A 13989-nucleotide genomic window follows, 5' to 3' on the forward strand; every position below is an offset into this window, starting at 1 on the left:
TTCATCTGCGCGGTGAATTGAAGTTAATAGGGACTGGCTTCAAACAACATGTGCACATCACTAATCACACCTTCTTTAAAGCCGCCTTCGCAATAACACAAATAGAAATCCCACATCCGAATAAAGTTATCATCAAAACCAAGTACCTTAACCTGATCCTGAGCAGCTAAAAACCGCTCACGCCAATGATGCAGGGTTTGGGCATAACTTTGACCAATATCATCCAGCTGCTTCAAACGTAACCGCTGTTCAGAAGCACTTTGCGTTAAAATACTAATACAGGGAATAAAACTGCCCGGAAAAATATAGCGTTTAATATAGTCCACGGTATGCAACGCTTTTTTATAACGCGCATCTTCAATAGTAATCGCCTGAATTAGTGCCAGACCTTGGGGCTTAAGCAAGGCCCGGCATTTTTCAAAATAGGTCGGCAGATATTGCTCCCCAACCGCTTCAATCATTTCAATCGAGACCAACTTGTCAAATTTGCCTTGCAGCAAACGGTAATCCTTGAGCTGTACCTCAATACGGTGACTTAAACCCGCTGCTTCAATCCGTTTAACTGCTTCCTCATACTGAGCCTGGGAAATGGTAATGGTGGTGACCTGACAGCCATAATTCTGCGCTGCATAAATCGCGAATCCTCCCCAGCCACTGCCAATCTCGACCAGATGATCCATGGGTTTCAACTGCAATTTCTGGCAAATCAGTTGTTTTTTATCCTCTGAGGCCTGCTCCAAACTGGTTTGCGTATCTTTAAATACTGCACTGGAATACATCATTGAAGAATCGAGAAACAGTTTAAAAAAGTCATTACTGAGGTCGTAATGCTCGGCAATATTTTTGCGGCTACCTTTCAGGGTATTTTGGCGGGTCTTGTACCAGCTTTTCAGCGCAAGCTGACTGGCCTGTACAATAATATTCTGATTGATTTTATCCAGTACATCACGGTTACGGGCCAACAACTGGATTAACTGGACCAAATGATCACTGCTCCAATAGTCCCGAATATAAGCTTCAGCTGCACCTAAAACTCCATTTTTGACAATGAGTTCGATTAATTCTACATCATGCACATACAGGTCTACATTTAGATCAGAAGGCTCACCGACTGTACCACTCCATACCCCGTGAAAATGGATCTGGCCATAACGTAATTTAAGTACGCGTCTTAACACCCAAGGCAAGGAATCCTGCTCACCATAAATAAAAGTTTTCAGCATGACTTATTGATCCTTTTCTTTTTTGGGATGCCGATAAAATGGAACTTTTTTCCACCAGAGCTGCAAAGCTTGAACATAGATGGAAACCACCATTTTGAAAGGTTCAATACTATGCATGACAGCATAACGATGCAGTTGTGAAGGAAATGTGATGCTATTTAAACAAAAGCGTAGGGTGGCATCAAAGATCAGTTGTTGCTGCTGAAACAGCTGCATATGAATCACGTTGAGCGTCTCGGAAAAGTTAAACCGCCAACGGTAATCAATCTCCATCGGCATAAAGGGAGAAACATGAAAGGATTTGCCAAAATCAAATTCATAGTCCTGAAAATCTCCATGTATTTCAGCCTGATCACGACAGTCATGTACATACACCTGACGTTCATTCCAGGGCGTATTGGTAATCTCGCTGAGAATGAACAGGGGTTGATGGTCTTGATCCAAAATGAAATAAAACACCACGGAATTGAAGCGAAAACCCAGACAACGGGGTAAAGCCAGAATACGGATCTGCCAGGTGGGTAACAATAAGGTATTGGTATACTGCAATAGCGCCTTTTGCACCTTTTGTCGTAGCGTACCCTGATAGGCGGTGAGAAAATCAGCTGGATATAGATTCAATATATTCCAGCGCCGGCATGACCATAGCCATGATTTTGCCGTGATGCTCTCCAGCTGATCGGGATCAAACCATAAATAGCTCAAACTTGACTCAAAAGAGTGTGCTTTGGGCGCATAGCGCCTATGACGAATTTTGGCATCCGCAATCGCAAGCGATATATTTAACATCTGTGAGCTCCATGGCGAATCATGCTAAATGAGCCAATTGTTCAACCACACCTGCCGCACTGTGGGCACCATCCTCATGGAATCCCCAACCCCAGTAAGCTCCACAAAATGAACTGCGATTGTGGCCCTGGATCTCCTGCCAGCGCGACTGAGCTTTAATGGCTTTTTCATCAAAAACCGGATGACGGTAATGCCGTTCGACCAGAATCTGATTTGGATTGATCGGCATACGGGGATTTAAGGTCGAGAAAATCTGGGTCTTGCAGGCTAAATTTTGCAGCCTGTTCATCCAGTAAGTAAAACCATAATAAATGTCAGATGCAGATGCTGTTGATGTGCTCTGATCGGGCGTCACGTGCACATGCCAACTAGCCCACTGCGAACGCCGTTTCGGCATTATGGACTGATCATGGTGCACCACCATATGATTGTCCTGATAACTGAAATTTTTCAGCACCTCCAACTCTAATACGGTCGGATCTTTGAGCAGTTCCAGGCTGTCATCGGCATGACTGGCAAAAATAACCCAGTCAAAGCTCTGCAGTCCCTCAGCAGTATCGATCAGTACCTGATCTGCATGCCGGCTCACCCCGTCTACTGCCAGATTTTTCCACTGAATTGAGGGGCATTGCTGCTGAATCGCCCGTATATAAGTGGCAGATCCGCCTTTGACCGTTTGCCATTGTGGACGTTCTTTCAGCTGTAACATCCGGTGATGCTGAAAAAAACTGATCACAAATTTATACGGAATTTTTCCCACCTGATCAACCGGACTCGACCATAAGGCACCACACATCGGATAGAGATGTTCTTGACGAAATTCTTCTGAATAATCATTTTGATTTAAATAAGCTTCAATGCTCAGTTCAGGATCATAATCAGCCACAGCAAGATCTTTATTGTCACTATAAAAACGCAGTAAATCAGAAAGCATCCGGCGGAATTTTTTATTGAGAAAGTTTTGCGGACGGCTCAATAAAGACCATTTTTGTGAAGGATTATATTGCAGCCCGGTGACCCGATTATTGACGGAGAAACCCATATCACTACTTTGTGCTGCCACCCCGAGCTGCCTCAGCATTTCACTAAATAATGGATAATTAAAGTCATTAAATACAATAAAACCACTATCGACTGCGACCTGCTGCCCCTCGATCTGAAACTGATGCGTGTCGGTATGACCGCCAAAATATGTATTCTTTTCAAATACAGTAACCCGATGCTGCCCCGAAAGTCTCCATGCTGCATAGAGCCCTGAAATACCGGATCCAATAATGGCTATGTTCATGAATTTTCTCCAGGTTCAACTTTATGCAAACCGATTTTGAGTTTTGATGCTGTCGTGAGGCTTGCCCCATACACCCGTTCAGGAATGGGTTTTAGCCCCCATACCACGCCCAGCCATGACATGATTTTTAGCAGGTAATAAGTCATATCAATTTGCCACCAGTAAAAACCCTGACGGGCACTGCCTGCATAATAATGATGGTTGTTATGCCAGCCCTCACCCAAGGTAATAATTGAAAGCAATAGATTGTTGCGACTGTAATCTGGAGTGTCAAAATCACGTGAACCATAGAGGTGTGCCAAGGAATTGATACACAAGGTGGCATGAATCAACAATACGGTTGAAATCACAAAGCCCCAGATCAAAAGCTGGGGTCCCGTCGTACCTAATAATGGAGAGGTAACAGCCAGCCATTCACCTAAAATATAAATGCCCACTGCGGTTACCAAAACCACCGGAAGACTGAAACGGTCTAGCCAGATCAGCTCAGGATATTTAAGCCAGTCTTTAATCACTGCTTTACGGGTACTAAAATTTTGCTGGTTTAGAAACCACCCGACATGGCTATACCAAAAACCATGCGTGGATGAATGCGGGTCTTGCTCGGTATCGGTAAAGCGATGATGATAACGATGATGGGCAGCCCACCACAAAGGCCCCCGCTGAGCACTCATGGTACCAATCAGGATAAAGACAAACTGAACAAGTCGCGAAGTCTGAAAAGTTTTATGCGATAAATAGCGGTGAAAAAATGCCGTAATGGCAAACATTCTTAAACCGTAGAAAAACAGCATAAACAGCACAGCAAACCAAGACACCCCCACCCAAAATACGGCTAAACATGCCACATGCAATAGAATGAAAGGCAAGATGCGCAGCCATTGAATTTGGATATCTTTAGTATGCCGGGGGTGTGGCACAGTTTGAATATCCGCACTCTCCGACCAGCTATCCATCCAGCCTAGAAAAAATTTAAACATTGTTTCTTCCAGATATTGAATATTTATTTATATTTTTCATTCTATTAAACGCGATATGAAATTTATGTGAAGCTTATGTCCTAGGCTATACTGAGGCAATCAAGATTAGCTCAGTATCAACTCAGCCCTTACTGTTGTGGCGTTTTGATCAAATTTTTCAGGTCATAACCATACTGGCGTGCTGTTTCTAAATAAGATTGATAGGTCGCTTCATCTAAATCAGGATTTTTAGATAAAACCCACAAGTACTTATGCGACGGTCCGCCGATAAGAGCAACCTGATATTCAGAATCTACTCTTAATACCCAGTAATCACCTTTAGTAAAGGGTAACCATCTCAAACCAGCGGGCAAAAAACTGACCTTGAGTTTGCTCATGCCTGGATTTTGGGGGTAAGCCCGACCTTGGGAAGCGATGATTTTTCCTGTAGTAGTATGACAGCTATTTAAAACACCAATCGTCTGATCTGAATTCACTGTGTAATCAGCAGTGGTATTCCCTATACAGTTTCGTTGAAAATACATAGGCAAATGCGCAATTTCATACCATCGGCCCGCATACTGCTGAATATCAATACGGTCTACTGCTTGGGGTTTCATGGTATCGGCTTGCACCGTTAAAGAAAAACCGAGACAAGCCAATGCGATTAAGCGGGTGGCAAGAAGAGGTTTGATAAAGTTTTTCATGTGATGACCTGTCAGATATTCAATCCTGCAAAATACACACAGCGGTGTGAACAAACTGTGAAAAATTAAATAAAATCCTGATCTTAAAAAAATGAAGGGATTTTCAGGAAATCTATTATTTATATCAGTGTTCAAATCATGTGAATGCTTTCATTCATTGAACAATATGCAGGGTTATAAAAAGGGTTTTTCCTGCGGCTTTTTGCTTTTCACTTCACAAAAAATTCACCAGACCATCTTTATTATGTTCAGTAGACTAGTATTCTAGTCACTGAACAAATCTATAATTCCTTGAAAATTTAAGGAATTAAAGGAGAATTGATGCTCACATTTTTAAAACAGTTGTTCTGTGTGCATGCTTATGAGTATGAACAGGACAATAAAGGTAATGTGGTTAAAGTGTGCCGAAAATGCGGCCAAACCCACATTAGATATTCATCCCACCCTCTCTAGCCGAAGTTATTACGGCAAATGCTTACCCCATGTAAATGTTGGTAAGCTTTTTTATGAGGGATATATTTTTAACGGAAAAAATTAATCTTTATAACAAGATATGGTATGAATTGAGCGGTTCAAAATAAGGTTATTCTTGCCAAAGTATTCAAAAAAAGAGGGTAAATCATAGCGGCACAAATTCAAATTCGGTTAAAGTCAGGCTTGGTTTTTTATGAATATAAACAGCTTCAAGCTGCAAAATAATTAGATGGTTAGTTGACGGGGAGGGTTTGATTCGACGTAACAATTAGTAAGTTTAAGTAATATGTGATTTTAGTCACACTAACTTACATTTTAGTGAGCATATTTTGATCTTTTGTGATGAAACCTTAATCGATAAATGATTTAATCAGTTTCAGAATAACAATAAACAAATATAAAATTATGCAGGGTAGCAGAAATTTAACTCTCTAATTCTTTGTTATAAAAAAAAGAGCAAAGAAGCAAATAAAGAATTAGAGGGTTACGCTTTTCTTATCCAAATCATTTCACTTTCCATCCTATAAATCATATGAAACGTGGATATAAAATCCAAATTTTATTTTTAATAATTATAAGATTGCCCTATTCTACAAGGTAATAACAGCGTGAGCTAAAATCTGTGTTTTTTACCCAGTCAAAAATATGCAGGGTTACCTCCTTGAATTAATCCTAAATTTTCATATTGTAATATCCGTCTAAAATAGAATATTGCCTAAAATAAAAACAAAATTTTATAGATTAAAGCGGAAAGTCAGCCACTCAAGATATTATTAAAAACCGCTTACCCAGATTCACTGTTCTCAAGCAAATAAAGTTTAAGGAAGCCAATCCTGACTTTAAAAATGAAGAACCGTGCAGCTCTCCCCCTGATTCTTATTCAAAAAATAAACTTACCACCCTATATCTTTCCAAACACCTGATTATAATATTTAATTTTTAGCCCTTGGCTAAAGATTATTCGATTTTCTACTTTTAAACTCAATTATTTGCAGGGAGCATTACCCTTGCAGATAATTGTATGTGAGAATTATCACATTTTGTTATATTATTTAAGTGAGATGAATAATCAATATTTAGCGCGGATTTAAAAAATTCAGTTGAGAATCTATCAAATATGAGCAATACCACTCAAGGATGACATATGAGTCCAACCGCGAATGATTTAGATACTCAGTCTATTTTTAATTTAATTGGACAACATGCGGACTTAACAGTGATCTTTCATACTGTAAGTCAATGGTTAGAGGCGCGGATACCGGATTCAATGGTATCGATTATGTTGTACTCAGAAACTGAACAAACATTAAATCTGATCAGCGGTACAGAGCATTTTTCGAATCGCTATAAAGAAGCCATCACCGACCTAAAAATAGGCCCAAATGTGGGTGCATGCGGAGCAGCCGCTTTTCATCGAGAACTGGTGGTTTGTGAAAATTTAATGCAGGATAAGAACTGGGAATTGTTCCAAACCCAGATTCAAGAAGAAAATCTCAATGCCTGTTGGTCTGCGCCCATTATTAATGCACAAGGAAAACTCTATGGGACCTTTGGAACCTATTATCGGGCGCCTAAACAGCCTACCTCTACGCATATTAAATTAATCCGTCATGCCGCATCTTTGGTTGCCTTAAGCATGGATCTTTATGCAGAACGGCAGCAAAGACTCGCCCTGAATGATAAATATCGATCTTTCTTTAATTACCATCCAGATGCAATTTTTGAACATGATCTTGCAGGCAGGATTATTGATGTAAATCTCGCCTCTACAGACTTCACTAAATTTAATCTTGAACAGATCCCGGGCTTACATTTCTCGGAATTTATTTGTGCTGAATTTCAATCCACAACTCAAACTGCTTTTGAACAAGCAGTGCAAGGCAATGGTCAGCACCTGGAAATCCAAGCTATTGATGCCTTAGGGGAATGTTGCTGGCTAGACCTCACTTATTTACCGATTAAACAAGCTGAACAGGTCGTGGGAGTATTCGGTATCGCTCATGATATTACCGATCGGCGTAAATCCGAGGAAATGCTGCGTTTGCTGAAACGGAGTGTCGATGCTAGTCCTCATGGAATTCTGTTGACTAGTATTCGCCAGAACCAAGCAATTGAATATGTGAATCCTGCGTTTGAAAGCCTGACCGGTTATACCAAAGAAGAAATCTTGGGTAAAAATTGTCGTTTTCTGCAAGGTCCTGATACCGATCCTGAAACGGTAAATCAAATACGCCATGCGATTAACCAACAGCAGGAAATTCAGGTCACCTTAAAAAACTATCGCAAAGATGGGAGCTGGTTCTGGAACCAACTGATATTAGGACCGGTTTTTGATGACAAAAATGTTTGCAGCCATTTTATTGGAATTCAGCAGGATGTCACTCAGCAACGGGCAAATAGCGAATATATAGCGCGTCAGCAAACCCACGATAGTCTAACCGGTTTAATCAATCATCACACCTTTGAAGAAGCACTCGATGCCGCATTCTGCATACAACAAGAGAGTCCTCGATCCTTGGTGGTTATGTATTTGGATTTAGATGACTTCCAGCCCTTGAATCAAAGCTTGGGACACCTCATTGGCGATCAGCTTCTAAGTGCGGTAGCAAATCGCCTGGGTCAAATTATTCAAGAAGATAATGTGATTTCTCATTTTTCAGCAGATGAATTTGCCATACTTCTCAATAACTGCCAGGATCTAAAACAAGTCGCTGTGATTGCGGAGAAAATATTAAAAAGCTTATCCGCTCCATTTGAGATTGAGGAGCATAAAATCCATATTAGTGCCAGTATTGGCATTGCAGACGATGACCCTCAGGTAGAGAAATCAAAACAATTGCTGCATCATGCGATACATGCCATGAGTGAAGCCAAAAAAGAAGGTGGAAATACTTGGCACTGGTATGCTTTTAACGCAAACCGCACCCCGAAAATTGATTACGTGCTGATGCGTCATGAATTAATGGTCGCACTTGAAGAAAAACAGTTTAGGCTGGTCTATCAACCGATTATTGATGCTGATTCCGGTCAATTGAAAAGTGTAGAAGCCTTAATCCGTTGGCAACATCCACAAAGAGGTTTGATCTCTCCAGCAGACTTTATTGCATTCGCTGAAAGAACCGGGCAAATTGTCGTGATTGGTCAATGGGTATTACAACAGGTTTGTCAGGATATCGTAGCTTGGAACAAGCTGCATGATGCGAGCCTCAGTGTTGCAGTCAATCTTTCTCCCTTGCAATTTAGACGCACGGGCTTTCTGCAGGAACTACAACAAACGCTGGCAGACACCCAGCTAGCGCCAGAATTATTAAAAGTTGAAGTCACTGAAACCATGTTAATTGCCGGTTCTGACCGCTCTTTAGAAATTTTAAAAGCTGTACGTGATTTAGGCGTAAAAGTCTCGGTCGATGACTTTGGAACAGGATACTCCAGCCTGAGTTATCTACGTACTTTACCGATTGATGAGATGAAGCTTGATCGCAGTTTTATTGAAAATTTACCTAAAAATGAAAAAGATGGCGCTATTGTTGCGGCAATTATTGTCATGGCCCATAAACTGGGCTTAGATGTGGTGGCTGAAGGCATAGAAACGCAAGCTCAAGCTCAGTTCCTCAGGAAATATCAATGTGATTATTTCCAAGGCTACTATTTTGCCCAACCTGCTTCCCTGGCAGAGCTGAAATTAAATTATGGAGAGGTAGAATGAGGATAAAAATCAATACAGCATCAATTTTCTAATGACGAACACAGTTACGTCCTCTATTTTTAGCTTCATAAAGCTTGTTATCGGCCATTTTAAACACTTCCCTCACATCATCTGAATTTTGAGGCCAGAATGCAATTCCCACAGAGAGGGTAATGGGTCCAATAGAATTGATATTGCTGGATTCCATAGTCTTTCTTAAACGCTCAGCTGCATTGTAGGCCACCTTAGGATCGGCAGTCGTCATTAATACAATGAACTCTTCTCCACCATAACGACAACACACGTCTTCGTCCCTGAAATTACTTTTCATAAAACTTGCCAAGGTCTTTAAGATCTCATCGCCCTGATCATGACCATAGCTATCATTGACGTTTTTAAAAAAATCGATATCAATCGCAAGCACAGCAAAATCTCTTTTTACACTGACTAACTCTTTTAAGAAAATATTCATACCACGACGATTATATAAACCTGTGAGTGGATCGGTATTCACATGTTGACGCAATTCAGTAATCTTTTCACTAAACGTCTGGGAACTAAGCAACAATGAAGTTCTAAATTTTAATACTTCAAAATACCAGGGATCAACTTGTTTAATTTTATCTTGAATGTCTGGCTGATTAAGCATACTGGCCATTTTTGCCAAGCTATTTAAAGGGGATGAAATAAAACGCGACATTTTCCAGACAATAAAAAAGATAAACAAATAAAAAATTAAAATTCCCACTGAAACTTTTAAAAGAATTATATTGGCCTGCTTTAATAACTCTTCTGTCGGTTGCTGAGAAACTACAACCCAGTTTAAGCTGGGAATATAAGCAAAACCTGCCAGATTTTCCACCCCCCGACTATTGATTAAGCGGACACTCCCTCTATGAGTACGCACCATATGGTCCAAACCATTATTATTGAGAATTTCTTCTCCAATTCTGCTCGGATCTGGATGAAAAATAATACGATTATGGGGATCAATCACATACATATAACTTTTTTTAAAATCATAATCGGTAGAGAGCATTTTCTGAATCAGATTATTCTTTTGTAAATAAATCGTGCCGCCAATCATGCCGTGATAATTTTTATTCTGGTCATAAATAGGTTGAGACAAGAGTACCACTAGATTATGTTTAACTGACCAATAAGGCGAAGAAATATAAGTGGTTTTATGCTTTAATGACTCAGAAATCCCTACTGTTTTATATAAAATCCGAGTATTCAGATTCAAGCTTTTTGGTGCAAAAGAGACAATTCTTTTTTGCTTATCTACAATTAATAAACTATTAAATTTGTTGGATTGATTTTTAAGACGCTTGGCTTCTTCTTCGGTTAATTGACGATTAGAAAAATCCTGTCCTAACAGATCAGCACTATACTTTAATTCTTTGAGCATATCTTCAAAATGCTGGTTTACACTGGTGGCAACCTTGGCAGCATATTTGGCATTGACTGAAAGCGAGTTCTGAATCAGTTGCTCTTTAATTACATAATTGAGAATAAATATAGAAACAATAAATAAGCACGAAACACTGATAATGATCGAAATCAGAATCAATTTCCGAAGATTTAACTTAAGTGCCAAAAGAATCTGTTTCAAAAACCTGATCCAAAAATATTGCGACTAGATTTACACTTTATAACATATATGCCAAATAACTTAACAAATTGATTTGTAATCAACTTGATGATTTATAGTTTTAGTCACCAGAATATCAAAGTCTTTATTAAAATAATTAAAGGTAGCATGGTTGATCTGCTTTAAACTTCTGCCCTCCAATTTATATATCGTGCCATCTCGAAAATCCTTCCATTTCCAGTTTAATCAGCAGTCAAACCATAATACTGTTAATTTAAAAAACCGAGCTATTTCCATAACTCGGTTAACACGCTGGTCTTCGCTCAGCGCAAAATCATGTTGATGAAAATTAGAAAGTGCTACGCTTATAATCACGGTAGCCCGGCTGCCAGAAATTTTCCTCAATGGCTTGCGTTAACAGCTCATCAGAAATGAGGGGTGCAACACCGGCTTCCATTGCTGCTTTGGCCACTTTAAAGGCAATCGTTTTAGAGACCTGCTGAATTTCATTCAAATCCGGCAATAAATCTGCTTCCGGGTCTCGTAACATGGGTGAGCATGCTGCTAGGGTATTGCTCGATGCGATCAGCATACTATCGGTTACCCGAGTTGCACCCGAGGCAATCACTCCCAAACCAATACCCGGAAAAATATAAGAGTTATTACACTGCGAAATGTTATAAATCTTGCCATGATAATTCACAGGTGCAAATGGGCTGCCGGTCGCAATGAGGGCCCTACCTTCGGTCCATCGCAGAATATCTGCTGGCACCGCTTCCACTTGTGAGGTCGGATTCGATAACGGCAAAACAATGGGACGCTCACAATTGGCTGCCAACGTCTTAATGATCTCCTCAGTGAATAAACCGGATTGACCCGATACACCGATCAACACCGTAGGTTTGGCGTTTCGTACCACATCCAGTAAAGAAATTATTTGATCCGCATTGCCCCAAGGCCCGATGTTTTCAGATTTTTGCGCAAGCCTGCGTTGGAAATCAAGCAAATTCGGCTGGTTTTCAGTGATCAAGCCAAAGCGATCGACCATATAAACACGCGCACGTGCCTGTGCATCGGTTAAACCTTCTGTCACCATTTGTGCCACGATTTGTTCTGCGATCCCACAACCCGCTGAACCTGCACCCAAAAAAGTTACCGTCTGATCTTTCAGTTGTTTGCCTGCTGCATGCGAAGCAGCAATTAAACTGCCGACTGAGACGGCAGCTGTGCCTTGAATATCATCATTAAAACAGCAAATTTGATCACGATATTTACTCAACAAGGGCATAGCATTTTTTTGCGCAAAATCTTCAAACTGAATCAGCGCTTTTGGCCAGCGGCGCTGAATCGCTTCAATCACCTGGTCAATAAATTCATAATATTCATCTCCACTGATCCGTGGCTGATTCCAGCCCATATAAATAGGATCATTGAGCAACTGCTGATTATTGGTCCCGACATCTAAGGTAATCGGTAAGGTATAAGCGGGACTTATACCGCCACAGGCAGTGTATAAAGACAGTTTTCCAATCGGAATGCCCATCCCGCCAATCCCTTGGTCACCCAAACCTAAAATACGTTCACCATCGGTAAGTACAATGACTTTGACATTTTTTTTATTCACATTTTGTAAAATGTCATCAATATCTTCCCGATTTGGGTAAGAGATAAAAATCCCACGATGGCGGCGATAAATATCGGAAAAATGCTGACAGGCCTCACCCACGGTGGGAGTATAAATGATCGGCATCATTTCACTTAAATGCTGCTCAATTAAATGATAGAACAAAGTTTCATTGGTATCTTGAATATTACGCAGGTAAATATGCTTGTTGATGGCATCATTAAAAGCACAATATTGTTGATAGGAACGCTGGCTCTGCTCCTCAATGCTTTCAATCACATGAGGAATAAGGCCTTGCAAATTGAAATAACGACGTTCTTGTTCAGTAAATGCAGATCCCTTGTTTAACAAGGGTAGTTCTAACAGGGCATTACCGGCATAAGGAATATATAAAGCTCTCTTTTGATCCAAATTTTTCGTTGTCATTTCCAATCTCATTTTGACGTATTGTCGATGGGATTCAGAAAAAACCCATCCCATCTAACCAAAATCTAGCTTAGCCCTATTTGATGACAATTTGATATTTATAAACTTGATCTCAATTCACAACTGATTTTATCTGTGAATAAAAAAGCGAACCTGTAAAACGTTATCGTCAAGCCAAACTCACTTTTACGATGCTTTTAACTCAGTTGAACGATTAATATCGGTTTCAGCAATGAGAGCTCAACAACGGAACTAAATATTTTTCTTCAACCCAGAATCCCGAATCTGTCTCGCGATTTATATAAAAAATGGCGAGACAGACGCTGGCTGATTACTCTTCTAAAAGACTTCTTAACATCCAAGCCGTCTTTTCATGCACATCAAGTCGCTGTGTTAACATATCAGCAGTCGGTTGATCATTGGCTTTTTCTACAATTGAAAAAATCCCTCTGGCAGTGCGTGCCACAGTTTCATGCGCATTGACTAAAAGCTTGATCATGTCTTGGGTTTTAGGGACACCTTCAACTTCGTTAATGGCTGTTAAAGATGAAAATTGCTTATACGTACCCGGTGCAGGAAATCCTAAGGCACGAATTCGCTCCGCAATCACGTCAAGTGCATTCCATTGTTCGGTATATTGAGTCATGAACATGGTATGTAGACTGTTAAACTGAGGACCAGTTACATTCCAATGAAAGTTATGCGTCATGAGATACAGGGTAAAACTATCTGCGAGTAAACGAGACAGATCCTGAACAATGCTGGCACGATCTTCCTTCGAAATCCCAATATCTATATCAATTAGATTTACGGGTTGCTTGGTTTTTCCCATTTTTTAGAACTCCTTATCAATTTTTATAGAAAATATCGTACTCCTTAAAATTTAGTTTTTCTGTTTCTTTTTTCAATTCTAGTAATGCTATGTAAAGATAAACAATGGGTGTCGGCTAAGGATGAAATATTAATCATGCCGCACGGTTACCTGATATGCCTATAGAAGGAGTCCTCGCCTCTCAAATATAACTCGTTTATCCACACATCCGCTGTTAAGTCTTATCTTCTCAGAAAAATAATTTTTTGAGACCTATTAGGCAGTTATCCTCCCCCCAAATAACGGATATAAACTACATAGTGAAATACGGAATTAAAACAGTGCTCCAGTATAAATCAGCAGTACTTTTTAAATTTTGGAATAACAGAGTGGCTTGGTACTGCGGTCG

At 40.1% G+C, this 13989-nt stretch carries 9 protein-coding genes; 1 reads left to right on the top strand and 8 read right to left on the bottom strand.

All coding sequences use genetic code 11. The features are described from left to right. Positions 1-23 precede the first annotated feature (23 nt). From ACKI4H_RS03065 to ACKI4H_RS03085, 5 genes are all read right to left on the bottom strand, one after another. The gene (locus tag ACKI4H_RS03065) at positions 24-1223 is read right to left on the bottom strand and encodes a class I SAM-dependent methyltransferase (protein ID WP_407303833.1); all 1200 of its coding nucleotides are present in this window, start codon (positions 1221-1223) and stop codon (positions 24-26) included. A 3-nt stretch (positions 1224-1226) separates the two neighbouring features. Continuing rightward, positions 1227-2012, bottom strand: coding sequence for a DUF1365 domain-containing protein (locus tag ACKI4H_RS03070; RefSeq protein ID WP_407303835.1), 786 nt, complete (start codon positions 2010-2012; stop codon positions 1227-1229). Between the two features lie 19 nt (positions 2013-2031). Further along, entirely contained in the window at positions 2032-3300 is a 1269-nt protein-coding gene (locus ACKI4H_RS03075; protein ID WP_407303836.1) for an NAD(P)/FAD-dependent oxidoreductase, read from the bottom strand. Beyond that, positions 3297-4280: an acyl-CoA desaturase gene (locus ACKI4H_RS03080; RefSeq protein ID WP_407303837.1), complete on the bottom strand. Its 984-nt coding sequence runs from the start codon at positions 4278-4280 to the stop codon at positions 3297-3299. Before ACKI4H_RS03080 ends, ACKI4H_RS03075 begins: the two co-directional genes overlap by 4 nt. Before the next feature lie 128 nt (positions 4281-4408). Beyond that, positions 4409-4966 (bottom strand): lipocalin family protein, encoded by a 558-nt coding sequence (locus ACKI4H_RS03085; RefSeq protein ID WP_407303838.1) that lies wholly within the window; start codon positions 4964-4966, stop codon positions 4409-4411. Positions 4967-6584: 1618 nt separating this feature from the next. Between ACKI4H_RS03085 and ACKI4H_RS03090 the strand changes: the two genes are divergently transcribed. Further along, positions 6585-9146, top strand: a complete 2562-nt coding sequence (locus ACKI4H_RS03090; RefSeq protein ID WP_407303839.1) for an EAL domain-containing protein — start codon at positions 6585-6587, stop codon at positions 9144-9146. Between the two features lie 28 nt (positions 9147-9174). Here the strand turns inward: ACKI4H_RS03090 and ACKI4H_RS03095 are convergent, their stop codons facing one another. The 3 genes from ACKI4H_RS03095 to ACKI4H_RS03105 all read right to left on the bottom strand — a co-directional run bounded on the left by ACKI4H_RS03095 (position 9175) and on the right by ACKI4H_RS03105 (position 13601). Beyond that, positions 9175-10740 (bottom strand): diguanylate cyclase, encoded by a 1566-nt coding sequence (locus ACKI4H_RS03095; protein ID WP_407303840.1) that lies wholly within the window; start codon positions 10738-10740, stop codon positions 9175-9177. 328 nt (positions 10741-11068) lie between these two features. Further along, positions 11069-12769 carry an NAD-dependent malic enzyme gene (locus ACKI4H_RS03100; RefSeq protein WP_407303841.1) on the bottom strand — a complete coding sequence of 567 codons (1701 nt, stop codon included), beginning with the start codon at positions 12767-12769 and terminating at the stop codon, positions 11069-11071. A gap of 331 nt (positions 12770-13100) precedes the next feature. Then, a complete protein-coding gene (locus tag ACKI4H_RS03105; RefSeq protein WP_407303842.1) occupies positions 13101-13601 on the bottom strand; it encodes a Dps family protein in 501 nt (166 codons plus the stop codon). Positions 13602-13989 lie beyond the last annotated feature (388 nt).

It is taken from the genome of Acinetobacter sp. (genome assembly GCF_045628685.1).
Lineage (GTDB): Bacteria > Pseudomonadota > Gammaproteobacteria > Pseudomonadales > Moraxellaceae > Acinetobacter.